A 24,863-nucleotide genomic window follows, 5' to 3' on the forward strand; every position below is an offset into this window, starting at 1 on the left:
GGGAGATTTCTGGGCAAGAAGATCATCCCATGTAAGGGCACAGGGCCTGCGTCCTGGGGAGAAAGCCAAATTCTTCGGTATTTTTGTTGCCAGAATTGTCTTTGGGACTTACTGAGTTGCGCTGATATGAGCTTTATCGAAGACTTGGGCCTGCTGATTCGCGCCCGCTACCCGATTATCTACATCGCTACGGCTGAAGAAGACCGGGCCGAGTCTGACATTGCCGCCTGTGCCGCCGCCCAGGGCAACCGGGCCCTCTACACCTGGGATTTTGTCGATGGCTACCAGGGCAACCTCAATGACGCGGGCTTTGGCAAGCGCAACCCCCTACAGGCCCTAGAGCTAGTGGAAAAACTGCCCGCTACGGCCCCGGCGGTGTTTGTGCTGCGCGACTTTCATCGGTTTCTCGACGACATTGCCATCTCTCGCAAGCTGCGCAACCTGGCCCGTCGCCTCAGCGCCCAGCCCAAGACCCTGATCATTCTTTCGCCCCAGATCACGATTCCTGACGAGCTGGGCGAAACGGTGACGGTGCTAGAGTTTACGCTGCCCAACGCTGCTGCCATTCGCCAGGCGGTGGGGCAACTGCTGGCGGCCACCAATGCTGACCTGCCGGGGGCCATGCTCGATGAGGTGGTGCGCACCTGCCAGGGGCTTTCCCTAGAGCGCATCAGACGGGTGCTGGCGCGGGCGATCGCCGATCACGGCAGCTTTACCCCCGCCGATCTAGACCTGATTCTCGACGAAAAGCGCCAGAGTATTCGCCAAACGCAGATTCTAGACTACTGCCCCGCCCGAGAGCAGATTGCCGATATCGGCGGCCTCGACAACCTCAAAGACTGGCTGCTCAAGCGCGGGGCCGCATTTTCAGAAAAAGCTCGCCAGTACGGGCTACCGCATCCTCGCGGGCTGTTGCTGATCGGCATTCAGGGCACTGGCAAATCGCTGACCGCCAAGGCGATCGCCCACCACTGGCATCTGCCCCTGCTGCGCCTCGACGTGGGGCGGCTGTTTGGTGGCCTGGTGGGTGAGTCTGAGGCCCGCACCCGGCAGATGATTCAGCTGGCAGAGGCGCTGGCTCCCTGCGTGCTGTGGATTGACGAAATCGACAAAGCCTTTGGTGGGCTCGATGGCCGGGGCGACGCGGGCACCGCCAGCCGTGTCTTTGGCACCTTCATCACCTGGATGGCGGAGAAGACCTCGCCAGTGTTTGTGGTGGCTACTGCCAACAACATTCAGACTCTGCCACCGGAGATGCTGCGCCGGGGCCGCTTTGACGAGATCTTTTTTGTGGGCTTGCCCAACCAGGGCGATCGCCAGGCCATCTTTGAGGTGCACCTGTCGCGGCTGCGGCCCCACACCCTCAAGAGTTTTGACACTGTCCGGCTGGCCTACGAAACCCCAGAGTTTTCGGGGGCGGAGATCGAGCAGGCGATCGTTGAAGCCATGCACCTGGGCTTTAGCCAAAACCGTGACTTTACCACCGACGACATTCTTGCCGCCGCCAGCGAAATGGTGCCCCTGGCCCGTACCGCCCAGGATCAAATCGAGGCTCTCCAGGCCTGGGCGGCGGCGGGCAAAGCCCGCATGGCATCCCGCAGCGACCTCGACGGGCGGCTGCGCCCCTCGCTCCCCGAGACCGATTAGCTGGCCCGATGCCGATCGGGCAGGGGTGCTGTACCATTAGCAAGCTGTAAACCTATCATCCGGCCCGCTACCGTCCATGAAGGGATTTTTTATCGGCCTGTCAAAGTTGATTTTGGGCATTGCGATCGCCCTGGTGCTGCTCTCGATGGCGGGGGTGGCTACGGCCCGCTACTTCATGGGCCGCCTCTCGGTGCTGCCGCCCATACCGCTCTACGGCGACGAGATGCCTTCGGCCCCACCGCCTGAGGCTTCGCCAGCGACCGATCCAGCGGCCCAGGTTGCTCCACCCCCAGAGGCAGCACCAACCGTTGAGCCGCCTCCCCCTGACGTTGCCCTAGAACCCGGCAGCTACAGTGCTGTGGTGGCACAACCCATCGGCCTGGTCATGCGTGAAGGCCCAGGGGTTGAGTTTCCCCAGGTGGGCGGGGTGGATGTCAATGAAGCTGTTGTAGTGCTCGAAGAACCCGCCGATCAGGCCTGGGTCAAGGTGCGGGTAGTGTCTAACGGCCAAGAGGGCTGGGTAAAGGCAGGCAACACCCGCCGCACCGAGTGATCGGGCGAATGTTAACAAATTTAACTGACCCTTAAGCTTAGTATCAGTTCCTCGGGGCCTGCTCATTTGGCTTTGGTCTGGGTGATAGCGTTAGGTCTGAAAAGTAACCCGTCCCTAGGGTTGGGTACGCAGTTACTGCGGCCCCTGCGACCTGATTGCTCTACATATCCTGCCTTTACACCCAATGCATAACCTACAAAAAGACTGGATTGGCTCCGTGGCGATCGCGGCCCTTGGGGCTGGCGTGATTACATCCTTTGCTGTTGCCCAGGGGCAAAATCCGCTGACGGGGCTGGCCATCACGGCCTTCGCAGCAGTTTCAGCCGTAGCCATCGACCATTTTCTGTAGAGTTCGCTTGCCTGAGATTGGCACTGATACCCAACCCGACTGACACAACCCCGGTTTGAAACCGATACCTGGTAGGGGCATTGCACTGTAATGCCCCTACTTGAGGCTAGCTATATAGGGCGTTCTCGCCCCCCTAGCCCTCGGGGCGGCGGTGAACGTGAAACACCGACGACTGGTCGGTCGGCATGAGCAGCAGATCGCTGATGTTGACGTGGGCCGGGCGGGTGAGAGCAAATAAAATTACGTCGGCGATGTCGTCACCGGTAAGTGGTGTCATGCCTTGGTAGACGCCCTTAGCGCGATCGCCATCGCCGCCAAAGCGCACCAGGCTAAATTCGGTCTCTACCAGGCCAGGGTCGATATTGGTAACGCGGACTGGGGTGCCTACCAGGTCGAGCTTGAGCCCTTCTGAGAGCGACCTTACCGCAGCCTTGGTGGCGCAGTAGACGCTGCCGCCGGGGTAGGTCTGCCGTCCGGCGATCGACCCGATATTCACCACGTGGCCGTGCTGCCGCTGCACCATGCCCGGCACCACGGCGCGGGTGACGTAGAGCAGCCCCTTGATGTTGGTGTCGATCATGGCTTCCCAGTCTTCGATGGGCGCTTCGTACTGCTTGTCTAGCCCTCGGCTCAGCCCGGCATTGTTGATCAAAATGTCGATCGCCTGCCAGGGGTCGGGCAAACCTGCGATCGCCGCCTCAACCGCCTCTCGGTGCCGCACATCGAGCACCAGGGGCAGCACCTCCACCGGGTGCTGTTGCTGGAGGGTTTCGGCCAGGACTTGGAGCGGCTCAGACCGCCGGGCGGCTAAGATCAGCCTGGCTCCGGTGGGGGCTAAGTAGCGTGCGCAGGCGGCACCAATGCCGCTGCTAGCCCCGGTGATGAGAACGGTTTGGTTGGCGATCGAGACGGTCATGGCGGTCAGAACTGTGAAGAGTAGGAGGGCAGAGTTTGGTCAGGGGCACCAGATTGGGTGACAGCAGCGCTAGGCGATCGCAGCTATTCTGCCGGGACAATCTTCAGATGCCCCTGACAGAATAGCTGCGAAGGGCTGGCCTAGGGCGTGATCTCAGGCTCTGGATTTTTTACGCTGGCGTCAATTTCATCCAGGGTTTGCAGCACTAGGCGCTTGGCCTGAAGCTCCCAACCCCACTTTTGCACTTGAAAGGCCACGTAAAACCCGATACCGGTAGCAATCAAGTCAAGCGGCTGCCGTCCGGCAATACCCAACAGCAGCCCTAGCCCCCCAATGCCCCAAAAGGGGAGCGCCACGGTCTGGCGATTTTCTTCGATCAGCTTGGCGAGAAAATTGTTGGGAATGCTGGCCGCCACCTCTGCCCGCACTGCCCCCTGCTTGGGATAGGGCACAGCGAAGCTAAACTTGCGGCGCAGCTTCTCTATTTTGCGGGCGTCGGTGCTGTACTCCGTCAGCTCGTCTTCTGCCATGCGAATGAGCTGCTCAGCTAGGGTCATAGGGGCTTTCTCAATCAGGTTTAGGGGCAGGCGAGGGGCTGGGCTTTCAGGCACCATGGCCCTCCAGGCCTGACCTAGGCCTATTATCTCACTCTATTGCCCAGGCCAATGCCGAGGACGCCTGTCTAGGTCAGCCCGCCATCATCCCAACCAGATACCTTGGCTGGGCAACTCCGGTGAATCATGCTCTAGCAAGGCAGATACGGCGGATATTAGGGTAGAGACACTGGCCCGGCGGGGCGGTGGCCCGGCTGGCCACGATGAAACGATCGCTTTAGCCGCCAGTTGCGAATCGCTCGGGCCTCTCGTTGGATGGGGGTCAGATAGCCATCTGGAGGCAGTGGTGCTTCGGCCTCGACCGACTGAGGCGAGGCATATTGAGTATTCATGCAGTCTGAGAGCGTATCGAAGTGGGCCTCTAGGTCGAGCGCCCGCTCGAGTTCGTCGATTGAGAGGTAGCGATCTTGGGCATCGGGCATCAGCATTTTGTCGATCACCTTCATGAGGTGGGGGCTGACGGTGACGGTGTGATGCCAGCGAATCACACCAGTTTGGGGGTCTTGCTCAAACTCGATGGGGGTACGGCCCGTGAGCAGGTATAGACAGGTCATGCCCAGGGCGTAGATGTCGCTGGCGTAGCAAGGGCGCAGGGCCAGCTGCTCTGGCGGAGCAAAGCCAGGAGTGCCCACAAACTGAGTGGCGGGCGACTGCCCCCCAGCTTCGTCGTCAATATCGGACAAAAACTCGCGTACAGCCCCAAAGTCGATCAGCACTAGGCGGCGATCGCGCTCACTGCGAATGATATTTGGCGGCTTGATATCGCGGTGAACCACCCGGTTACGGTGGATAAACCGCACTACAGGAATAATTTCTTTGAGAAAATATCTGACCTGGGCGTCGGTGAGACGCCCCACCCGCCGCACCTCCTGGGCCAGGGTTTCACCGTGGATGTAGTCTTGCACCAGGTAAAACTCGTCACCGGAGGTGAAGTAGTCGAGCAGTTGAGGAATCTGGGAATGGCTGCCCAGATTAGCCAGCACCCGAGCTTCTCGACGAAACCGCACCTTAGCCCGCTCTAGGGAAAGGTCGTTGGTGGACTTGGGGCAAAGCTGCTTGATGACGCAGTAGGGCTCACCGGGCAAAGTTGCATTTTGGGCCAAGTAGGTAACCCCAAAGCCCCCCTGACCAATTTTTTTGATCACCCGGTAGCGATCGCGAAACAACTGGTGCGACTGGTAATACTTGATAATTTCTGAATTAGCCGCGCGATCGAGGGGTTGCTCTGGTGGATTGGCCATAGTGTCTATCTGTCCTAACCTCAAAAGAGGGGAAGATGCTTATCCCCAGTTTAATCGCTAGCCTATCGGGTGGCAGCCCATCAGGGTCAAAAAATACACCTCGGCGATCAAGCTAACGTCTATCTCAGGATAGGGATCGCCCCAAAAAATAGTGGTGCCACCAGCCCAAGGGTTGGCCCAGCTTGCCTAATAACCGAGCCTATCTAGACTCTGGCGAGGAAACTGTGTAGTCCGCCACTTCAGCCGTTCCCAAAGTATAGCGGGGGCTGTTCTACTGCTCCTAGGGGGGCTAGCCCCGCACTAAAAGCCCAGATCGGCCCGAGCCATTTCTGAGGCTTTAAACACCGCTTCGTCGGGGAGTTCTTCCCAGGGGGTGGCCCCCACCTGGGCGTAGAAGGTGCTGTCGTAGGGACGGGTGCGCACCACCACGGGCATGGGCACCGCGTGGCCCAGCACCAGCGCCTGCTGCTTAGAGTCGAGCTTGGCGAGCACCGATCGCAGGCTCTGCCCCCCCGACACCCCAGTGAAAATCGCGTCAATGTCCTTCTCGTCGTTAAGTAGAGCGGTGATGCGGGTGCCAATCTGCGACATCACCTCGTTGTCGATGCCCGAGGGCCGCTGATCCACCACCAGCAGGGTGACAAAGTACTTCCGCATTTCGCGGGCGATGGTGCCAAAGATGGTCTGCCGGGCCGTGGCTGGGTCGAGAAAGCGGTGGGCCTCTTCGATGGTGATCATCAGCTGGCGAGGTCTATCTACTACATTTTTGGTCTGGAGGTAGCGATCGGCTTTTTTGACGTAGCTGGCGTGGATGCGCCGGGCGATCACGTTGGTGGCCAGCATGTAGGCCAGCATGTTTGACTGCGAGCCAAACTCCACCACCACATGCTTGCCCTCGTCAATGGCGGCGAGAATCTGAGTGATGTAGTTGGTACCGCTGGCGGCCTTCATATATTTAATGTCGGCCAGCCGCGTCAGCTTGCGCTGGAGGGCCATGATGGAAGACTTGCTACCCATCTTGGTCTCGCAGAATTCTTGAATTTCCTCGTTGGTCATGGTCAACAGGCGGTTGATCCAGCTCTTGCCAAACTCGTTGCGGAGAATGATCGCGTTCTCTAGGCTGGCCTCCGATAGATTTAGCTCGCCCCGCACCAGGTTGAGGTCTTCGACATCGATCTGGTCAAAGCTGATGAATAGCTCTTGGGCATCGCGCACGCCCCGCCGCTGGGTGGCCTCGGGGTCGAGGGTAAACATCTGCACCTGGCCCGGAAACAGCTGCCTGAGCCCCTTGACGGTGCTGAACTGCTTGCCCTCGCTGACCGCCTCCCAGCCGTACTCGGAGTGCATATCAAAAATCAAATTTACCGCTGCCTGGCGCTGAATCACCCCTGCTAGCAGCAGCCGGGTGAGAAATGACTTGCCGGTGCCTGACTTGCCAAAGATGCCGTTGCTGCGCTCCACAAAGCGATCGAGATCGAGGCACACCGGCACCTCCATGTCGATGGGCTGACCGATCGCAAAGTTGCGCCGATGGGGGTCATCTTCCCAGCCGAAAATAATGCGAAAGTCGCGATCGCTGGCGTCGTACACCTGGCTAAAGTGGGCCGGTATCGTCTTCACCGGCAGCAGTTCTGCATCGACACTGCTCTGCACCTCCAGCGATCCATAACTGCTATCGGCCCCTTTCTTCTTGGCCTTTCCCCTCCCTCCTGCCCCCTCACTCCCCACCCCCTCCTGCTGCGTAAACATCAGCATTGGCGTCAGGTTGATCGTGCCGTAGGTGCCGCTCCCGGCCAAAACTTCCTGCAAAAACAGGTTTGACGGCTCTGGCGGGTTGGCCAAAATGCGCTGGCTGCCGGTGCCCAGGGTGACATCGGTGAGCATGCAAAAAAACTGCGATCGCCGCCCCTGCACCACCAAAAACTTGCCCACCCGCATATCTTCCACTGAGATATCGGGGTGCAGTCGCACCTCCAATCCTTGGCTTAGCGAACCCTGGATGACCGATCCCAGCGGCTGACTCATCTCCATGGGGCAATTCTCTGCGTGAGTTCAGTTGATTTTAATACATATGTCCTGGTTGAAAACAGGGTATTGGATTCATGGTTTGCGGTTTGCCGCTTTGCCTCGACACCTCCCTACACAAAAGCGCCCGTGAACCTAGGGGTTGCACGGGCGCTTTTGAGCTTGATTGGAAGCGTGACGCAGTTTCTAGAACTGAATGCCGACGCCACCCTGAACGGAGATCGCCATGTTGCCGCCCTGGCTGTAGGCATCGAAGGCAAAAATAGCGTTGCCAAAGGCCACCAAATTGCTGTTGGGGAACAGATAGTCAATACCGGGCTGAATGACAAAGGCCGTTTTGTCACCCACAATGGAGGGGTTGTCGCCGCCACCCACAAAGGAAGCACCCGCCCCTACATAGACGTCGGTGTTCCAGCTTAAGGGCACGTCGTAGGAGATGGTGGGGACAAAGGCAAACTCGCCACCAAAAATAAAGCCCTGAGCCCGTAGCGACACTGGATAGCGCAGCAGGCGGTATCGTCCAGCGATCACCCCTTGCATGCCGCTGCCCTGACCGGTGGCCGCGTCGTTGGTCACGCCAACACCAGCTCCGATGCCCACATAGCTACCATAGGCTACCTGGGCCTCAGCCGCTTCGGGAGCCAGGACTGACCCGGCGACGGTAGCCGTCAGCGCCAACAGCGAAGCCCCTGCCAAATTCCCCATCCAACGCCCTAAGCTTTTCATGGAGTTACTCCTCAACCTTCAAATCATGTGTGGTGGGCTGGCCTGCATTGGGCCTTACCGTATAGCTATTCTGCGTTTTGTGGCCACCGTTACCCGTAGCCTGCCGATAAGCTTACTTCATCCACAAAATTTCAACACACTGAATTTGGGCATGAATTTTGTCAATGGAGAGATTGTGATAAAAGCCTTGAAGCAAAACGGGTTTTGGTATCATCAGGCAGCCATGATTTCAACCTGACTGATGAGTTAAATAGGGAGCCTGCCCAGTGCGCAATGCTGGTTTTGTCAGCCGATTACTCAAGGTGGCGATCGCCATTGATGCCGCTATCAGACCCCTGGGCACAGTTTTGAACTGGCTGGTGCTGGCCACCATTGCCACTGGCTTTTACAACGTTGTCGCCCGCTACATTGGCCGGTTTGTGGGTATGCAGCTGTCGTCTAACCGACTGATCGAGCTGCAGTGGTACCTGTTTTCCATCACCTTTTTGCTCAGCTTTCCCTACATTCTTCAGCAGGGGGCCAACGTGCGGGTTGACTTTCTCGATGTGCGCTGGAGCGATCGCCGCAAGGCCATGATTGGCTTCTGGGGCACGGTGTTGTTGCTGATTCCCTTCTGCGTGCTGGGGCTGTGGGTGACGGTGAACCCGGTACTGCAATCGTGGGGGCTGCTGCCCGACGGCACCTGGGGCACTTGGGAAGTGTCGCCCGACGCCAACGGGCTGCCCCGCGCCCCCATTAAGAGCATGGTGCTGGTGGCCTTTGGGCTGCTGCTGGTGCAGGGCATTTCCCAGGCGATTAAGTATTGGGCGGTGTGGTTTGGGTATTCCCTGGGGGCGCTGTCGCCCGTGGCCGAGGTTGAGCTACCGCCAGTGGAGTGAGTTCGCCCCAAAATTCTGCAAGTCTCGCAATAGGGAGCGCTATGGGCTACGAGTGGTTGGCGATCGCAATGTTTGCGGGCTTTTTGGTGCTGCTGCTGAGTGGCTACCCGGTGGCCTTTTCGTTTGCCGGGACGGGGCTGGTGTTTGGCCTGCTGGGCTGGCTGGTGGGGGCCTTTGAGCCAGCCCGGCTGCTGTTGTTGCCCAATCTGTGGTTTGGCACAATGTCAAACTTCACCCTGCTGGCAATTCCCTTCTTTGTGTTTTTGGGGGCGGTGCTCGAAAAATCGGGCCTGGCGGAGGAGCTGCTAGAAACCGTGGGCATTGTTCTTGGCCCGCTGCGGGGGGGCATGGCTCTGGCGGTGGTGCTGGTGGGCACGCTGCTGGCTGCGGCCACTGGGGTGGTGGCGGCAACAGTAATTTTGATGGGGCTGCTGTCGCTGCCAATCATGCTGCGCTACGGCTACGACAAACAGCTGGCGGCAGGGGCGATCGTGGCCTCGGGCACCCTGGCTCAGCTGATACCGCCCAGTCTGGTGCTGGTGGTGCTGAGCGATCAGATCGGGGTATCGGTGGGCGATCTCTTCCTGGGGGCGTTAATTCCTGGGCTACTGCTGGCGGGGGGCTATGCCCTGTACGTTCTGGTCGTAGCCTTCGTTAAGCCCAGCACCGCTCCAGCCCTGCCCTTAGAAATGCGACAGCTCAGTGGGCTAGAGCTGCTCAGGCGCACGGTGAAGGCGATTTTGCCGCCCGTGGTGCTGATTTTCTTGGTGCTGGGCAGCATTTTTTTTGGTCTGGCTACGCCCACCGAGGCGGGGGCGGTGGGGGCGGTGGGGGCCTGCGGGCTGGCCGCCCTAAACCGTCGCCTCACCCTCAGGCTGCTGCTGGATGCGGCCCACTCGACAGCGATCGTCACCGGGGTGGTGATGATCATTCTGATCTGCTCGTCGTTTTTTGGCCTGGTGTTCGACGCCCTGGGGGGCAAAACCCTAATCACCAACTTGCTAGTGAGCCTGCCCGGTGGCTACCTCACCTTTATCGTGGTGGCCAATATCACTATCTTTTTGCTGGGGGTGTTTCTAGAATTTATTGAAATTTGCTTTATTGCTATGCCGCTGCTGGTGCCCGCCGCCCAGGCCCTGGGGCTGGACATGGTGTGGTTTGGGGTGGTGATGGCGCTGAATTTGCAGACGGCGTTTATTTCACCGCCCGTGGGGTTCTCACTGTTTTATCTGCAAAGCGTGGCCCCTAAGGAGGTGAGCACAGAGGATATTCACCGGGGGGCGCTGCCGTTTATGGCCATTCAGCTGGTGGTGCTGGTGCTGGTGATTGTGTTCCCTGAAACGGTGAGCTGGCTGGTAGAGCTATCGGCCCAGTAGACCTCCCCAGCCACTTGGGCCATAATGACCGCTTAAAGCCCCAGATAGCCTATGCGATCGCCCCTCGTCACCCTGCCCAAAGCCGAACTCCACATCCACATCGAAGGATCCCTAGAGCCAGAGATGATGTTTGCCCTGGCCCAGCGCAACGGCATTGCCCTGCCCTACGACTCGGTGGAGGCGGTGCGGGCTGCCTACCAGTTCCAAGATCTGCAATCGTTTCTAGATCTCTACTACGCTGGGGCTCAAGTTTTGCAGACCGAGCCAGACTTCTACGACCTCACCTGGGCCTACCTGCAACGGTGCGCCGCCCAGGGGGTGTGCCACACCGAGATTTTCTTTGACCCCCAGACCCACACCGATCGAGGCATTGCCTTCGAGGTCGTGCACAGCGGCATCACCCAGGCGCTGCTGGATGCCAAGACTCAGCTGGGGGTTTCGGCGGGGTTGATTCTCTGCTTTTTGCGCCACCTCAGCGCCGAGGCCGCCATGGCCACCCTAGAGCAGGCGCTGCCCTACGGCGACAGTATTCTCGCCGTAGGGCTAGACTCGTCTGAACTGGGGCATCCGCCGTCAAAGTTTCAGGCGGTGTTTGACCGGGCGCGGGCCGAGGGCTGGCTCACCGTGGCCCACGCGGGCGAAGAGGGGCCACCAGAATACATCTGGGAGGCAATTCGCCTGCTCAAGGTGGCGCGCATTGACCACGGCGTGCGCTGTGTAGAAGACCCAGCCCTGGTGGAATACCTGGTGGAGCACCAGATACCGCTGACGGTGTGCCCCCTGTCTAACGTCAAGCTCTGCGTGTTTGACACCATGGTCCACCACAACCTCAAGCAGCTGATGGATCTGGGCCTCTGCGTCACCGTCAACTCCGACGACCCGGCCTATTTTGGCGGCTACCTGGCCGAAAATTTTGCCGCAGTAGAGTCGGCCTTGGAGCTCACCCCGGCCCACCTGGTGCAGCTGGCCGAAAACTCCTTCAAGGCCTCGTTTTTGAACGAGACCGAGAAGCAGATCTACCAGCAGGAGCTAGCGGCCTACGCCACAGCGGGCGAAGTCTAGGGGCCAGGGAACCCTAGGCAGTTGGGGTACCTGGCTTGAGGTTGCTGTAGACGAAGCGCTCAAAGGCCCCTTGGTTGAGATTGTTCCAGGCGTAGACGCGATCGCGAAAGCCGCGCCAGTCGTCATAGATCGCCTTAAAGTCGGCATCACTGGCGGCAAACTCGTCGTAGAGGTCAAAGGTGGCCTCCTGGGCAGCGGTCATGATTTCATCGCTAAAGCCCCGCAGCTCCACTCCACTGGCAATCAGCCGCTCTAGCGCCTCATTGTTGCGGGTTTCGTAGCGCGACAGCATCTCCAGGTTGGCCTCAAAGGCGGCGGTGCGCACCATCTGCTGATACACCTCCGGCAGCTTATTCCACTCGTCGAGGTTGATCTGCACCTCCAGGGTGCTGCCGGGCTCCCACCAGCCAGGGTAGTAGTAGAACTGGGCCACTTTATTCAGCCCCAGCTTTTCGTCGTCGTAGGGGCCGACCCACTCGGCGGCGTCGATCGCCCCGGTTTGCAGCGCCTGAAAGATTTCGCCCCCTGGTAGCGTCTGCACCGTGACGCCGAGTCTACTCATCACCTGGCCGCCCAGGCCCGGTATGCGCATCTTCAGCCCGGCCAGGTCGCTGACGCTGGCGATCTCGCGGCGAAACCAGCCCCCCATCTGCGCCCCAGTATTGCCCGCCGGAAACTGGATGACGTTAAATTTGCTGGCGTAAAACTCTTGCAGCTTGGCCAAGCCGCCCCCTTCGTAGAGCCAGGCGTTTTGCTGCTGGGGGGTGAGGCCAAAGGGCACACCGCAGCCAAAGCCCATCACCGGGCTGCGGCCCACGTAGTAGTACGATGCCGTGTGGCCACAGGGCACCGCCCCCTGGCTGACCACGTTGAGCACCTCTAGTGGGGGGGCGATCTCGCCAGCAGCGCGGGGGGTAATGGTGAAGCGGCCGCCGCTCAGGGTGCGGATGCGATCGGCAAAGGTGGTGGCCCCGCCCAAAATGATGTCGAGAGCAACGGGCCAGCTGGTGGCCATCTGCCAGTCAATGCGGGGTAGATCGTCGCTGCTGGCGATATCCTCAGTGGGGCCACCCCCCTGGGCGCAGGCGGCTAAACTGGCGGCAACGGTGCCAGCCGCACCGTAGGCAGTGTTTTTGACTAAATCTCGACGCTTCATAGGTTAAATTCCCCGGTGCCTCGATCCAAAAGTAGGAACGATTGTCTTACACAACTATCCTGAGGAATAGATCTGGTAGGAATTCGTAAACCAACCTCTTTTGTAGAAAAGGGCAGCGCTAGAGCAAGTCTCCCACCAGTAAGATGCGTTTAAAGGAAGATGCGTCTAAAAGCGGCATCCTCATTTTGGGTTCAACTCGACGCCGCCAACCTTTGGGTCAGTCTCCTGGCTCCTGCCAGGCCGCTTCAAAGAAAGCTAGCTCACAGTCCATGGCATAGCGGTAGGCCGCCTGGCTAGGGGGGCCGTCAGTCGCCTGAGCATCGAGCAGAGCCTCTAGCTGGGCGGCCAGGGGCTCAAACTGGTCGCTGCTGTAGGTTTCAATCCACGGGCTGTAGGGATGGGGTGGGGTGGGGCTGGCGGCCAGGGCCTGGCCCAAAAAGGCGTAGAGCCGCATGCAGGGGGCCATGGCTACCGCCGTTTCTCCTGGCGTTTGGCTCCAGGCTGTGCTGAGTAAAAAGTCGGTGTAGCGGCGGGTGGCGGCACCAGGGGCCACCTGGGCCAAATCTACCCCCCACTCCTGAGCGTAGCGGCCATGCAGGTTGAGCTCGGCTAGCACGCCGTCAGCCAGCTGGTGAAACACCTGAAATGCCTCCCAGGTAGGTGCTTTGGCGGCGGCGATGCTATAGGCGCGGGCAAAGGCTTCGAGAAAGAAGGCGTCTTGGCCCACGTAGTAGGCAAATTTGCCCCTGGGTAGGGTGCCGTCGCCAATGCCCTGCACAAAGGGATGATCGAGGCAGGCGTTGGCGAGGTCTTGGTTAGCTTGCCAGAGACGGTGGGAGAGGGACATGGGGAATGGGGGTAAATGGAATGGTTGGGGAAGGGGCGCACTGCTGTGCGCCCGTACCGGGGCGGCCACGGAAGTTATGGCCGAGAGGGCAGGAGCGCCTGGGCTAGATCGAGGGAGAAATAGTAGGCCTGGGCCGTATCGCCCTGAATGACCTCGAAGGGCAGGTTGGGTTCGCCTAGGTGATTGATCACTAGGCAAGCACCTTTGAAATTGTGGTCGCGTGTGTAGTCGTTGACGGTGACCACGGTGGGGAGCCCAGCGGCGATCGCGGCCTCTAGCCCCTGCTGACTGTCTTCGAGAACTAGGCAGGTGGCCGGGGTGAGCTGCATGGTCTGGATGACCAGTTCGTAGATATCGGGGGCAGGCTTTTTGGCCGACACCATATCGCCAGCGGCGATCACCTCAAACCAGCCCGGCGAGCCTGGCCCCAGCAATTGCTCTAGGAGCGGGATGACGCTGTCTTTGGCGCTGGTGGTGGCGATCGCCAGTCTAATGCCCTCTTTTCTAGCTGCCTCAATCAGCCGCCGCACCCCAGGCCGCAGCGGAATCACATTGCCCTCGACCAAGGCTTGAAAGTGCTTGGCCTTAGCCTGATGTAGAGCGACCACCAAGCCATCCACATCCTCGGCCTGAAACTTGGCCTGATAGCGGTTGAGATAGTAGCGAATGCGCTCTTTTCCCCCGGCCACCCGCAGCAGCTGTCCGTAGAGGCCTATCGGCCAGTGCCAGGGCAGGCCAAATTCTGTAAAGGCCTGGTTAAAGGCGACTCGGTGGCCATCGCGCTCGGTCTCAGCCAGAGTGCCGTCGACATCAAAAATCAGCGCCTCAAGGGTTTTCCTCGGGCGGGCGTAGAATCCTCTATTGGGGGCGATCGCAGCCAAGTACCCTCCCCAAGGGCAACCAAAAAACAACCAGAGCACAACGATTCTAGCCGAGAAGCCTGCCGTTTCGCCTTAGGATGAAGAGGCGCTCTGTGCGGGCTAGGCGAGTGGAACCGGGTGCCGCGCAGCAGGCTGTTGTCAACGGTTACGAAAGGCATGGATATCAAAAACGGTTTTGTCGCCACGGTGGGCAACACGCCCCTGATTCGCATTCCCAGCGCGAGCGAGGCCACCGGCTGCAACATTCTCGGCAAGGCAGAGTTTCTCAACCCTGGCGGCTCCGTCAAAGACCGTGCTGCCCTCTACATCATTCAAGATGCCGAAGCCAGGGGGCTGCTCAAACCCGGCGGCACCGTGGTCGAGGGCACCGCAGGCAACACCGGCATTGGCCTGGCCCACATCTGCAATGCCAAGGGCTACCGCTGTCTGATCGTCATTCCCGACACCCAGTCCCAAGAGAAAATCGACCTGCTGCGCACCCTGGGGGCCGAGGTGCGCACCGTACCCGCCGTGCCTTACCGCGACCCTAACAACTATGTCAAGCTCTCGGGCCGCATTGCCGCTGACCTCGACAACGCCATCTGGGCCAACCAGTTTGACAACCTGGCCAACCGTCTGGCCCACTACGAAACCACCGGCCCTGAGATCTGGGCTCAGACCGAGGGCACCGTCGACGGCTGGGTGGCGGCAACGGGCACTGGCGGCACCTACGCTGGCGTGGCGATGTTTCTTAAAGAGAAAAACCCTGCTATTCGCTGCGTGGTGGCCGACCCCATGGGCAGTGGCCTCTACAGCTACATCAAAACTGGTGAAGTCACCATTGAGGGCAACTCCATCACCGAGGGCATTGGCAACAGCCGCATCACCGCCAATATGGAAGGAGTGCCCATTGACGATGCCATTCAAATTGCCGACCCCGAGGCCCTGCGCACCATCTACCAGATGCTCTACAAAGATGGTCTGTTTATGGGTGGGTCGGTGGGCATCAACGTGGCAGCGGCGGTCAAGCTGGCCCAGCAGCTCGGCCCCGGCCACACCATTGCGACGGTGCTGTGCGACAGTGGCTCGCGCTACCAGTCGCGCATTTATAGCCAATCCTGGCTCGAAAGTAAGAATCTTTGGTCTGAGGAACTGGCCCCCCTAGTTTAGAAATCTGGCCCAGGGTAGGCTCTCTCCCAGGCCTAGGGAACTGTCTACCCCAGGCGCATGGTTGCAGAACAGATCGATTACACTAGGACAGACCCAGCGGGTATGATCCTGATTTGGCGTCGCCCTCAGGGCCTTTTGAGCCCATTTTTATCTCTATTTCCGGGGATACACCTGTGACTGACCAGTCTGATAAGTCTTCGCTACCGGCCGATGCTGCGCTTCAGTCGAGCGCAGCGAAACAGCAACCTCCCCAGCCTAACCCCTGGGTAGAAGGTCTGCAAACCATTGGGCTGAGCGTGATTTTGGCCCTGGGCATTCGGCATTTTGTGGCAGAGGCGCGCTACATTCCCTCGGGCTCGATGGAGCCCACTCTGCAAATTAACGATCGCCTGGTGATCGAAAAAATCAGCTACAACTTCAACCCCCCTGACCACAGCGATATCGTGGTGTTTTGGCCCCCTGAGAGCCTCACCCCGCCGGGGCAGCGGCGCGATGCCTTTATCAAGCGCATCGTCGGCCTGCCAGGCGATGTGGTCGAAGTGCGCGATGGCGAGGTCATTCGCAACGGCGAAGTGCTCACCGAACCCTATATCAAAGCTCCCCCCGACTACCAGTGGGGGCCTGAAGAAGTGCCTCCAGCGTCTTATCTAGTGCTGGGCGACAATCGCAACAGCAGCTATGACAGCCATTCTTGGGGGTTTGTGCCCCAGGAAAATATCATTGGGCGCGCTGTAGTGCGGTTTTGGCCCCCAGATCGGCTGGGACTGATCAGCGAGTGAGACCGGGGACGACGTATCAGTTCCGGTACGAACAAGAATTGCAGGGGCTGGAGGTTAGAAACCTAGCTCGTACAGCCAAGCCTTATACACAGGCGGAAGGTAGGAATACTTAAATCTTCTGGGGCTTATTCAGGGAACCTTAATATAGTCACCTAGGGTTTAATCAGACCTCTATGCTGTGGAGCTAGGCTGGCCATTTCTGAGCGTTGCTGTGCTCGAAGGGCAGTTTGGGCCGAGCTTTAGGGCCGGTCAACCCGTCTGCTGTAATTCAACGTAATGGGCCAGCCGCTAAGATTGGCTGTGCGAGTTCGCTTATTCTATGGTTTTAAATTCTGCGGATCAACCGCGCTTTGCAATTACGACCCCCCTTTACTACGTCAATGGTTTGCCCCACATTGGCAGTGCCTACACGACCATTGCCGCCGATGTGGTGGCCCGGTTTTATCGGCTGATGGGCCATCCGGTGCTGATGATTACCGGCACCGATGAGCATGGCCAAAAGATTCAGCGTACTGCCGAAGAGAGGGGCGTAACGCCCCAGGCCCACTGCGACGAGTTTGCCGCTGGGTTTGTGCATTTGTGGGAGCTGCTCAATATTGACTGCGATCGCTTTATTCGCACCACCAGCGATCGCCACCAGGTGATCGTCAATGAGTTCTTTCAGCGGGTGTGGGATCAGGGCGATATCTACCAGGGGCAGCAGCAGGGCTGGTACTGTGTCTCCTGCGAAGAGTTTAAAGAAGAGCGCGATCTGCTGGCCGACCAGCGCTGCCCCATTCACACCAACAAAGCGGTGGAGTGGCGCGACGAGTCTAACTACTTTTTTAAGTTGTCGAATTACCAAGGCAAGCTAGAGCAGCTCTACAGCGATCGCCCCGATTTCATTCAGCCTGAGTCGCGCCGCAATGAGGTGCTGAGCTTTGTAGGGCGGGGGCTGCAAGATTTTTCGATTTCGCGCATCAACCTCGACTGGGGTTTTCCGGTGCCCACCGACCCGAGCCATACCCTCTACGTGTGGTTTGACGCGCTGCTGGGCTACATCACCGCCCTGCAAGACTCTGATGAACCGCCGAGCCTAGAGGCGGCGACGGCCCAGTGGTGGCCGGTTAATACCCATCTGATCGGCAAAGACATTTTGCGCTTTCATGCGGTGTACTGGCCGGCCATGCTGATGTCGGCGGGGCTGCCGGTGCCCGAGCGGGTCTATGGCCACGGCTTTTTGACCAAAGACGGGCAAAAAATGGGCAAGAGCCAGGGCAACACCCTCGACCCGGTGGCCCTGGTCAAGCGGTACGGCTCCGATGCCGTGCGCTACTACTTTATGCGCGAGATCGAGTTTGGCAAAGACGGCGACTTTAATGAAACCCGCTTTGTCAATGGGTTAAATGCCGATTTGGCCAACGATCTGGGCAATCTGCTCAACCGCACCCTGAAGATGGCCGGGCGCTATTGCGGCGATCGCGTGCCCGAGGTTGATCCGGCGACTATTGCGGCTGACCACCCTCTGCGGGCGATCGGTGCTGCACTGCCCGAGACAGTAGCCAAGGCCTATACCCAGATGGCTTTTAGCCGAGCTTGCGAGGCTATTTTGGCCCTGGTGCAGGCCAGCAATAAGTTTATCGATGACCAAGCGCCCTGGAGCCTCTATAAACAGGGTCAGCAGGCCGAGACCGAGGCGGTGCTCTACGCCGTGCTGGAGTCGGTGCGCCAGGCAGCCTACCTACTGTCACCGATTATTCCGGGCGTTAGCAACCAAATCTATACCCAGCTAGGCTTCACTGCCGATTTCAACGACAAGGCTATTGGCCTGGTTCTCAGCTATCCCGAGCAGTCTGCCTGGGGCTATCTCCCCCCTGGTCAGGCTCTGGGGGTAGCGGCTCCAGTGTTTCAGCGGCTGGAGTTGCCCGAGACCGCCGCCGTGCCGCCCTGATCTGCTTCGTTGCGGCATTGCCCCTTTCAATCGTCCCCTTGAATTGCCCCTTTGAAACCTGTTTCAAACTCAGCTTAAATTCTTTCAAACCCCTGATAAAAACCCATGTTAGATATTCACGCTCATTCTCTTCTCGGCGACGATGCCATTTTTACCCCCGAGCAGGTGCTCGATAATCGCGGGCGGGTGGCCATTTTTATCGATGGTTCAAACCTGTTTTATGCGGCCCTACAGCTGGGCATCGAGATCGATTACACCAAGCTGCTGGTCAAGCTGACGGCGGGTTCGCGGCTGTTTCGGTCATTTTTCTACACTGGGGTAGATCGCACCAACGAAAAACAGCAGGGCTTTTTGCTGTGGATGCGGCGCAATGGCTACCGGGTGATTGCCAAAGACCTGGTGCAGCTGCCCGACGGTTCGAAGAAGGCCAATCTGGATGTGGAGATCGCTGTGGATCTGGTGGCCCTGGTCGACTACTACGACACTGCCGTACTCGTCAGCGGTGACGGCGACTTGGCCTATGCCGCCGATGCCGCCAGCTACCGGGGTGCGCGGGTAGAGGTGGTCAGCCTGCGATCGATGACCAGCGACAGCCTGATCAACGTGGCCGATCGCTACATTGATCTCGAAGGCGTCAAAGACGACATTCGCAAACTGCCGCGATCGGTCAGCAGCACCCCCAGCCACAGCTATACCTACCGGCCCCTATCTAACCTGAGTGCCGACGATGCCCCCGATGGAGGCATCGCCCTGAGCGAGTAGGGCTGTTTGGGCGCAGGGCTGTTTGGGGTTAGTAACGATGGTGCAGTGGCGGCGGTTGGTAGTGGGCGGTGTGGCGATCGCAGTGGTGGCGATCGCGGGCTATAGTCTGTGGGGGCCTCGCCCCAGCGAGATCACTACTCCTGAGGGTGCTGAGCCAGAACCTGGCCTCACCCTGCGCGATGTCACCCTAGAGCAGCCCGACGACGATGGTCAGCCCCTCTGGCGTGTCCGAGGGGCTACGGTCACCTACAGCTCAAATCAGCAGGTGGCCTACATCACCCGCCCCGACGGCGAGCTCTTTCAAGATGGCGAGATTATCTACGAAGTCGTTGCCGACACCGGAGAAGTACGCGAGAACGGCAGCGTGATTTTGCTGCGGGGCAATATCGTCGCTACGGGGGTTGAAAATGGGTCGATTTTACGCGGCAACGAAATGGAGTGGCGTCCCCAGGAGGACGTGCTGATCATGCGCGACCAGATCACCGGCACCCATCCCCAGCTGCGCGCCGCCGCCCAAGAGGCGCGGGTGTTTAACCGCGAAAACCGCATGGAGCTGGTGGGCGATGTGGTAGCCAATACGGTAGTGGCCGACTCCCAGACCGAGCCCTGGCTCAAGCTTCAGGCCCAGGAACTAGTTTGGTTTTGGCGGGAGGAGCGTATCGACAGCACCCAGCCCCTGCGGGTTGAGCAGTTTAAGCAAAACGCCATCACCGATGTGGTCACTGGCCAGCAGGGCACCGTCAACCTGGCTGACCAGATCGTTAATCTGCGCGGCCAGGTGGCCATGCAAATGTTAGAACTGCCGCTGAATATGACCAGCGAGGCCCTAGACTGGCAGGTGGCCGAAGACCAAGTTACCGTCAACCAGCCGCTCACTCTGGTGCAGCCCGAACGCAACATTCGCGTTACCGCTCGTCAGGGCCGCATGGATCTGGCCCAGCAGGAGGTGTTTCTCTCCCAGGATGTGGTGGCGGCGGGGGAAACTAATCAGTCTCGCCTGACCAGCGATCGCCTCAACTGGAACGTTGAGACCGAGACCATAGTCGCCGAAGGGCGAGTCAACTATCGCCAGGTCAATCCCAGCGTCAACCTCAATGGCAACCGCGCCGTGGGCCGCCTCAATGACCAAACCATTCTGGTCGATGGAGGCCGCGTCGTTACCGAGATCGTGCCCAACTAGGGGTTCGGTACCAGGCGAAACCGCAATTCGTCAGCCGTGAACTGTCAACCGCCCGCTCCCTGCCCTAGCTCCCTCTGAGAGGACTGCCATGTCTCTAACCTGCCAAGCCCTCCTTCAAGCCCACCCCATCGCCTGGGAAAAAGCTACCACCCACCCCTTTTTGACCGGGTGTCATGACGGTAGCCTGCACCCCTCCCAGTTCAACACCTGGCTCGTGCAAGACTATCTCTTTGTCAAAGACTTTACCCGCATGGTGGGGCGGGTGCTGGGGGCTGCCCCCGACGAGCACATTGACGGGCTGCTGGCCGGGCTGGGGGCGCTCAAAGACGAGCTGCTGTGGTTTGAGGTCAAGGCCACTGAGCGATCGCTCTCGCTCTCTACCCCGCCCCAGCCCACCTGCCAGCGCTACTGCGAGTTTATGGCCAGCCTGGCCATACAGCCCTACGCGGTGCAGGCTACGGCTCTGTGGGCGATCGAGTTGGCCTACAACCAGGGCTGGCAGCGGCCCGGCCCTATGCCCCCGCCCTACACAGAATTTGCCGATCGCTGGGGCAACCCCGGCTTTACCGACTACGTGCACCTGCTGGCGGCCCAGGCTGACGCGGCCCTTGCCACGGCCAGCCCCTCTATTGATCGCCAGGCCGAAGCCGCCTTTCTGCGCGTTGCCGAGCTAGAAGTCGCGTTTTGGCAAATGGCCTTTGCGGTGGTTCCTTGAGATTGCCCCTTGAGGTTGTACCGATCTGAAGATGCCAGTTGAGTAGCCCCCAATTGATGCTAGGAGGGTGAATCGCTGGATAAATGCATGGCCTACGACTTTGATCTGTTTGTAATTGGTGGTGGCTCTGGAGGAATCGCAGCAGCGAAGCGGGCCTCTGAGCACGGGGCTCGGGTGGGGCTAGCCGAAGCCAGCCGCCTGGGGGGCACCTGCGTCAACCGGGGCTGTGTGCCCAAAAAGCTGATGGTCTACGCCGCTCAGTTTTCTCACCAGTTTGAGGCCGCAGCGGGCTATGGCTGGGGCAGCGGCGATCGCCAGTTTTCCTGGTCTGCTCTAATGGCTGCCGTCAATGCCGAGGTCAGTCGCCTCAACGACGTCTACGCTGCCATGCTCGAACAATCGGGGGTGGCGGTGTTTCGCCACCGGGCCAAGTTTGTGGATGATCACACCCTCACCGTAGGCGATCGCACCGTCACCGCCGCCAAAATTATCATTGCGGTCGGCGGCAAACCCGTCCGGCCTGACGACATCTCCGGCATCGATCTGGCGATTACCTCCGACGATATTTTTCATCTTACCCAACAGCCCAAACGCCTAGTCATTATTGGCGGTGGCTATATTGGCAGCGAGTTTGCCTGCATCTTCAATGGGTTGGGCACCGAGGTGATTCAGCTGATTCGTTCCAAAAAAGTATTGGACGGGTTTGATGACGACCTCCGCACCGAATTGCACGGAGCCATGCAGCGGCGGGGTATTCGCATTGTGGATAGCATTGACCAGGTGGCGATCGCCAAGTCTGATGCTGGGCCAATAGTTACGGTCACCACCCGAACCGGGGCAGAGCAGATCGGCTGCGACGGGGTGAGTCTGGCCGCTACTGGGCGATCGCCCAACCTACAAGGGCTGGGGCTAGAGCACACTGGGGTCGAGGTCAAGCAGGGGGCGATCGCCGTCGATAACCACTACCGCACCACCGTGCCCCATATTTTTGCCGTAGGCGATGTGACTCACCGCGTCAGTCTGACTCCGGTGGCCATTCGAGCAGGCCGGGCCGTGGCCGATGCCGAATTTGGTGGCGACCCCAACCCGATAGACTACAGCACCGTGCCCACCGCCGTGTTTACCACCCCCGAAGTGGCTACCGTGGGTCTGACCGAAGCCAAGGCCAGAAACAAATTTGGCGATGACGTGCAAACCTACTGCACCCGCTTTCGGCCCCTGTACTACAGCCTGCCTGAGAGAGAGGCCCACACCCTGATCAAGCTGGTGGTGCAAAAATCGAGCGATCGCGTGCTTGGCGCGCACATGGTGGGCGACCACGCCGCTGAGATCATGCAGGGAGTGGCGATCGCCGTCACCATGGGTGCAACCAAAGCCGACTTCAACGCCACCGTCGCGATTCATCCCACTATCGCTGAGGAGTTTGTAACCCTGGCATGAGGGATTGTTTAGGTTTGAATTGCAGACCCCATTCAAACCTCAAACCTAAACAATTAGAATTCAAAACACCCTTCCACCCGGTTGTCTAATCGGCGTCCTCTGCGGTCACCCCGGCCTGCCGCTGCACGACCGCTTGACGAAACCCCAGCACCACCAAAATATTCGACAGGGTCAAAAAGGCCTCAGCACTGCCATGGAGCCAGTCCACATTGGCCAGTTCTTCGCGCAGACCGACCTTGGCGTAGATGCCCGCTGGAATGGTCACCGCCACAAACACCAGCAGCGCATAGAAGCCGATCAGCGCCAGCCGAGGGGTCTCTTTGGTGCGAGTCAAAAACCACAAAAACCCCAGGTAGGGGAACAAGGACATCGCGAAGAGGGTGTTTTTATCGAGCATGGGGTTGGGGGATGAATGGGAAGGGATGGCGGATGGCGGCAGGAAGTTTTGAGTTTTGAGTTCTGAATGTTATTGCCAGAGCCATAAGGGTTAGGACATCAGGTGATCTCAGAACGTTCACACGTGTGAACGTGCGTGGGCTAAATGTCTCAACCCGATTGGCTACAGCTATAGATGCTTGGCGTACTGCAAAAACTCAAGACTCAACATTCAAAACTCATTTGGAGTTTGCTGGCGAAGCGCTGCTCTGTCGCCAGATCCACCAGGCCGCTAGGCATAGCGTGCCGTTGCCAATTACGGTCATGGCGGCTTGCAGAGTGACCAGCCAGGCTAAACCGGGAGCATTGTCAAACAGGTGCCAGGTGCAGGCGGCCATAGCGCTCACCAGCGCAGGAAACATGCCGATCGCCAGCCACCGCCAAACTGGGCGCTGGGTAACCGCCGCAAACTGCCAGATAAACCACATCGCCACCATCCACTCCAGCACGCTTGAGATATGAATCATCCAAGTGGGTAGGGAGAGGGCATGCATGGGGTTCATCCGGGAGCAACAGCCTCTATTGTAGAGAGGTCGGTGAGATACGGATAGCCGTGAGACCGGTGATCAAGGTTGAGGTAGGTAAGCATGCGGGCGGTTTTATGTGGCTACTACGGCATGGGCAACGGCGGTGACGAGGCTCTGCTGGCCACGCTGTTGCAAATGCTGCCTGCCTCGGTAACGCCAGTGGTATTGTCGGGCAACCCGACTGAAACGACCCAGCGCTACGGCGTCGAAGCCGTGCCCCGCAAAGCGCTGGGGCCAGTGATCAACGCCCTCCGCAATGCCGATGTGCTGATTTTAGGCGGGGGCAGTCTGCTGCAAGACGCCACTAGCCTGCAAAACCCGCTTTACTATGGCGGGCTGTTGGCGATCGCCCAGTGGCTGGGCCTAAAGACCATAGCCTGGGCCCAGGGTATTGGCCCCCTCAGCCATCCTCTCAGCCAGGGGCTAGGACGCTACGCCTTGGGCCACTGCGACGGCGTCAGTGTGCGCGATCATGGGTCTGCCGCCTGGCTAGCCCGCTGGCAGGTGCCGGGGATGCAGGCCCCTGACCCCGTATGGGCTCTAGACAGCACCCCCGTAGAGGGACTGTGGGATCTGCCTGCGCCTCGGGTGGCGGTGGCGCTGCGGCCCCATGCCTGGCTCAGCGAAGCCCGCCTTGACCAGTGCACCCAGGCGCTGGCTGACTTTCAAAAAGCGACGCAGACCTGTCTTTTGCTGGTGCCCTTTCAGCCCGTCAAAGACCTGGCGATCGCCGAATACATTCAGCCGCGCCTGCCGGGGCCAAGCCGCATCTACACCCTCAGCGACCCGCGTCAGCTCAAGGGGCTGTTTCGTGGGGTGGAGATGACCATTGGTATGCGGCTGCACGCGCTGATCATGGCCGCCGCCGAGGGCTGCCGCTGCTTTGGGCTGAGCTACGATCCTAAAGTCAGCTACCTGATGACCGACCTCGACCTGCCCTGGGTCGATCTCAACCCCCAGGGGGCGGGGCAGCGTTGGCCAGACAGCCCAGAGCTGCTCACTAAAGCCTGGCTGGAAGTCTATGCCAACGGCGACCCCCTATCCCCCGATCAGATCGCCTCGCGGGTTGACCGTGCCCTTATGCATCGAGACTTGCTGCGAGACGTATTGCACCTGTTGGCCGTTTAGCCCAGGGCCGACTCAATGGCGGCCTTGAGAGCTGCATCGTCAGGAGCCGTTTGGGGCTCAAAGCGAGCAATCACTTCGCCATCACGGCCAACCAGAAACTTGCCAAAGTTCCAGGCAATGTCGGGGCCGCTGCCGACGAGAAACTGGTAAAGAGGGCTGCGGTTGGGGCCGTTGACATCTTGCTTTTCAAGCAGAGTAAAGTCGACGTCGTACTTGGTCTTGGTGAAGTCTTTGATCTCGTCGGGGCTGCCGGGCTCTTGCTGGCCAAATTGGTTGCAGGGCACGCCTACGATCACCAGCCCGCGATCGCCGTAGGCCTTGTCTAGCTCCACCAGCCCGCTGTATTGGGGGGTGAGGCCACACTTGCTGGCCACATTGACGAAGAGCACAACTTTGCCAGCGATCGCCTCAGCCTCTAGAGGAGCACCGTCGAGGGTAGCGAGATTAGTCGGAAGAGCCATGGTTGAATAACTGTCTGCACAACGGTTTTATTATCGGGCATCGCCGCTTCCCCTGGGGGCCAATTCTTCCCGTACGGGTGCACCGC

Annotated in this window: 26 protein-coding genes; 15 read left to right on the forward strand and 11 right to left on the reverse strand. The window is 59.5% G+C overall.

Annotated elements, in window-relative coordinates:
* Positions 1–126: 126 nt before the first annotated feature.
* From AC0QKW_RS25655 to AC0QKW_RS25665, 3 genes are all read left to right on the forward strand, one after another.
* Positions 127–1,647 carry an AAA family ATPase gene (locus tag AC0QKW_RS25655; RefSeq protein WP_473153961.1) on the forward strand — a complete coding sequence of 507 codons (1,521 nt, stop codon included), beginning with the start codon at positions 127–129 and terminating at the stop codon, positions 1,645–1,647.
* A 76-nt stretch (positions 1,648–1,723) separates the two neighbouring features.
* On the forward strand, positions 1,724–2,200 hold the full coding sequence (locus tag AC0QKW_RS25660) for an SH3 domain-containing protein (protein ID WP_473153962.1): 477 nt from the start codon (positions 1,724–1,726) through the stop codon (positions 2,198–2,200).
* A 184-nt stretch (positions 2,201–2,384) separates the two neighbouring features.
* Positions 2,385–2,549 (forward strand): hypothetical protein, encoded by a 165-nt coding sequence (locus tag AC0QKW_RS25665; protein ID WP_317035591.1) that lies wholly within the window; start codon positions 2,385–2,387, stop codon positions 2,547–2,549.
* Positions 2,550–2,682: 133 nt separating this feature from the next.
* On the opposite strand, the gene AC0QKW_RS25670 is transcribed toward AC0QKW_RS25665, so the two are convergent.
* From AC0QKW_RS25670 to AC0QKW_RS25690, 5 genes are all read right to left on the reverse strand, one after another.
* Positions 2,683–3,465: an SDR family oxidoreductase gene (locus AC0QKW_RS25670; RefSeq protein WP_473153963.1), complete on the reverse strand. Its 783-nt coding sequence runs from the start codon at positions 3,463–3,465 to the stop codon at positions 2,683–2,685.
* A 140-nt stretch (positions 3,466–3,605) separates the two neighbouring features.
* Complete coding sequence (locus AC0QKW_RS25675; protein WP_473154027.1) at positions 3,606–4,022, reverse strand: hypothetical protein; 417 nt, start codon at positions 4,020–4,022, stop codon at positions 3,606–3,608.
* Between the two features lie 212 nt (positions 4,023–4,234).
* Positions 4,235–5,320, reverse strand: coding sequence for a protein kinase domain-containing protein (locus AC0QKW_RS25680; RefSeq protein ID WP_473153964.1), 1,086 nt, complete (start codon positions 5,318–5,320; stop codon positions 4,235–4,237).
* Between the two features lie 300 nt (positions 5,321–5,620).
* The gene (locus AC0QKW_RS25685) at positions 5,621–7,351 is read right to left on the reverse strand and encodes a helicase HerA domain-containing protein (RefSeq protein ID WP_473153965.1); all 1,731 of its coding nucleotides are present in this window, start codon (positions 7,349–7,351) and stop codon (positions 5,621–5,623) included.
* 180 nt (positions 7,352–7,531) lie between these two features.
* Positions 7,532–8,071 carry a hypothetical protein gene (locus AC0QKW_RS25690; RefSeq protein ID WP_473153966.1) on the reverse strand — a complete coding sequence of 180 codons (540 nt, stop codon included), beginning with the start codon at positions 8,069–8,071 and terminating at the stop codon, positions 7,532–7,534.
* Here AC0QKW_RS25690 and AC0QKW_RS25695 point away from each other — a divergent pair.
* Genes AC0QKW_RS25695 through AC0QKW_RS25710 form a run of 4 tightly spaced genes read left to right on the forward strand, consistent with a single transcriptional unit; the run spans position 8,070 to position 11,387 of the window.
* A complete protein-coding gene (locus tag AC0QKW_RS25695) occupies positions 8,070–8,309 on the forward strand; it encodes a hypothetical protein (protein WP_473153967.1) in 240 nt (79 codons plus the stop codon). The genes AC0QKW_RS25690 and AC0QKW_RS25695 overlap by 2 nt on opposite strands.
* A gap of 28 nt (positions 8,310–8,337) precedes the next feature.
* Positions 8,338–8,949, forward strand: a complete 612-nt coding sequence (locus tag AC0QKW_RS25700; protein WP_473153968.1) for a TRAP transporter small permease subunit — start codon at positions 8,338–8,340, stop codon at positions 8,947–8,949.
* A 41-nt stretch (positions 8,950–8,990) separates the two neighbouring features.
* Positions 8,991–10,325, forward strand: a complete 1,335-nt coding sequence (locus AC0QKW_RS25705) for a TRAP transporter large permease (RefSeq protein WP_473153969.1) — start codon at positions 8,991–8,993, stop codon at positions 10,323–10,325.
* Between the two features lie 51 nt (positions 10,326–10,376).
* Positions 10,377–11,387 carry an adenosine deaminase gene (locus AC0QKW_RS25710; RefSeq protein ID WP_473153970.1) on the forward strand — a complete coding sequence of 337 codons (1,011 nt, stop codon included), beginning with the start codon at positions 10,377–10,379 and terminating at the stop codon, positions 11,385–11,387.
* Positions 11,388–11,400: 13 nt separating this feature from the next.
* Here AC0QKW_RS25710 and AC0QKW_RS25715 read toward each other — a convergent pair whose 3' ends face one another.
* The 3 genes from AC0QKW_RS25715 to AC0QKW_RS25725 form a co-directional block, all read right to left on the reverse strand.
* Positions 11,401–12,543 (reverse strand): TRAP transporter substrate-binding protein, encoded by a 1,143-nt coding sequence (locus AC0QKW_RS25715; protein ID WP_473153971.1) that lies wholly within the window; start codon positions 12,541–12,543, stop codon positions 11,401–11,403.
* A 217-nt stretch (positions 12,544–12,760) separates the two neighbouring features.
* Positions 12,761–13,390 (reverse strand): TenA family protein, encoded by a 630-nt coding sequence (locus AC0QKW_RS25720; RefSeq protein WP_473153972.1) that lies wholly within the window; start codon positions 13,388–13,390, stop codon positions 12,761–12,763.
* 74 nt (positions 13,391–13,464) lie between these two features.
* Entirely contained in the window at positions 13,465–14,271 is an 807-nt protein-coding gene (locus tag AC0QKW_RS25725) for an HAD-IA family hydrolase (protein WP_473153973.1), read from the reverse strand.
* Positions 14,272–14,427: 156 nt separating this feature from the next.
* Here AC0QKW_RS25725 and AC0QKW_RS25730 point away from each other — a divergent pair, with 156 nt between their 5' ends.
* The 7 genes from AC0QKW_RS25730 to gorA all read left to right on the forward strand — a co-directional run bounded on the left by AC0QKW_RS25730 (position 14,428) and on the right by gorA (position 22,226).
* On the forward strand, positions 14,428–15,420 hold the full coding sequence (locus tag AC0QKW_RS25730; RefSeq protein ID WP_473153974.1) for a cysteine synthase A: 993 nt from the start codon (positions 14,428–14,430) through the stop codon (positions 15,418–15,420).
* Positions 15,421–15,593: 173 nt separating this feature from the next.
* Complete coding sequence (gene lepB, locus AC0QKW_RS25735) at positions 15,594–16,199, forward strand: signal peptidase I (protein WP_473153975.1); 606 nt, start codon at positions 15,594–15,596, stop codon at positions 16,197–16,199.
* Positions 16,200–16,518: 319 nt separating this feature from the next.
* A complete protein-coding gene (gene metG, locus AC0QKW_RS25740; protein WP_473153976.1) occupies positions 16,519–18,129 on the forward strand; it encodes a methionine--tRNA ligase in 1,611 nt (536 codons plus the stop codon).
* A gap of 105 nt (positions 18,130–18,234) precedes the next feature.
* The gene (locus AC0QKW_RS25745) at positions 18,235–18,891 is read left to right on the forward strand and encodes a LabA-like NYN domain-containing protein (RefSeq protein ID WP_473153977.1); all 657 of its coding nucleotides are present in this window, start codon (positions 18,235–18,237) and stop codon (positions 18,889–18,891) included.
* A gap of 37 nt (positions 18,892–18,928) precedes the next feature.
* Positions 18,929–20,071, forward strand: coding sequence for an LPS export ABC transporter periplasmic protein LptC (gene lptC / locus AC0QKW_RS25750; RefSeq protein WP_473153978.1), 1,143 nt, complete (start codon positions 18,929–18,931; stop codon positions 20,069–20,071).
* Positions 20,072–20,159: 88 nt separating this feature from the next.
* Positions 20,160–20,786: a thiaminase II/PqqC family protein gene (locus AC0QKW_RS25755; RefSeq protein ID WP_473153979.1), complete on the forward strand. Its 627-nt coding sequence runs from the start codon at positions 20,160–20,162 to the stop codon at positions 20,784–20,786.
* Between the two features lie 87 nt (positions 20,787–20,873).
* Entirely contained in the window at positions 20,874–22,226 is a 1,353-nt protein-coding gene (gene gorA, locus AC0QKW_RS25760; RefSeq protein WP_473153980.1) for a glutathione-disulfide reductase, read from the forward strand.
* Between the two features lie 85 nt (positions 22,227–22,311).
* On the opposite strand, the gene AC0QKW_RS25765 is transcribed toward gorA, so the two are convergent.
* The gene (locus tag AC0QKW_RS25765) at positions 22,312–22,623 is read right to left on the reverse strand and encodes a DUF3593 domain-containing protein (protein ID WP_473153981.1); all 312 of its coding nucleotides are present in this window, start codon (positions 22,621–22,623) and stop codon (positions 22,312–22,314) included.
* 217 nt (positions 22,624–22,840) lie between these two features.
* Positions 22,841–23,155: a DUF2499 domain-containing protein gene (locus tag AC0QKW_RS25770; protein ID WP_473153982.1), complete on the reverse strand. Its 315-nt coding sequence runs from the start codon at positions 23,153–23,155 to the stop codon at positions 22,841–22,843.
* A gap of 93 nt (positions 23,156–23,248) precedes the next feature.
* Here AC0QKW_RS25770 and csaB point away from each other — a divergent pair, with 93 nt between their 5' ends.
* Complete coding sequence (csaB, locus tag AC0QKW_RS25775) at positions 23,249–24,316, forward strand: polysaccharide pyruvyl transferase CsaB (protein WP_473153983.1); 1,068 nt, start codon at positions 23,249–23,251, stop codon at positions 24,314–24,316.
* Here csaB and AC0QKW_RS25780 read toward each other — a convergent pair.
* Positions 24,313–24,777 carry a glutathione peroxidase gene (locus tag AC0QKW_RS25780; RefSeq protein WP_473153984.1) on the reverse strand — a complete coding sequence of 155 codons (465 nt, stop codon included), beginning with the start codon at positions 24,775–24,777 and terminating at the stop codon, positions 24,313–24,315. The genes csaB and AC0QKW_RS25780 overlap by 4 nt on opposite strands.
* Positions 24,778–24,863 lie beyond the last annotated feature (86 nt).

The sequence above is a fragment of the Pseudanabaena sp. PCC 9330 genome (assembly GCF_055795045.1).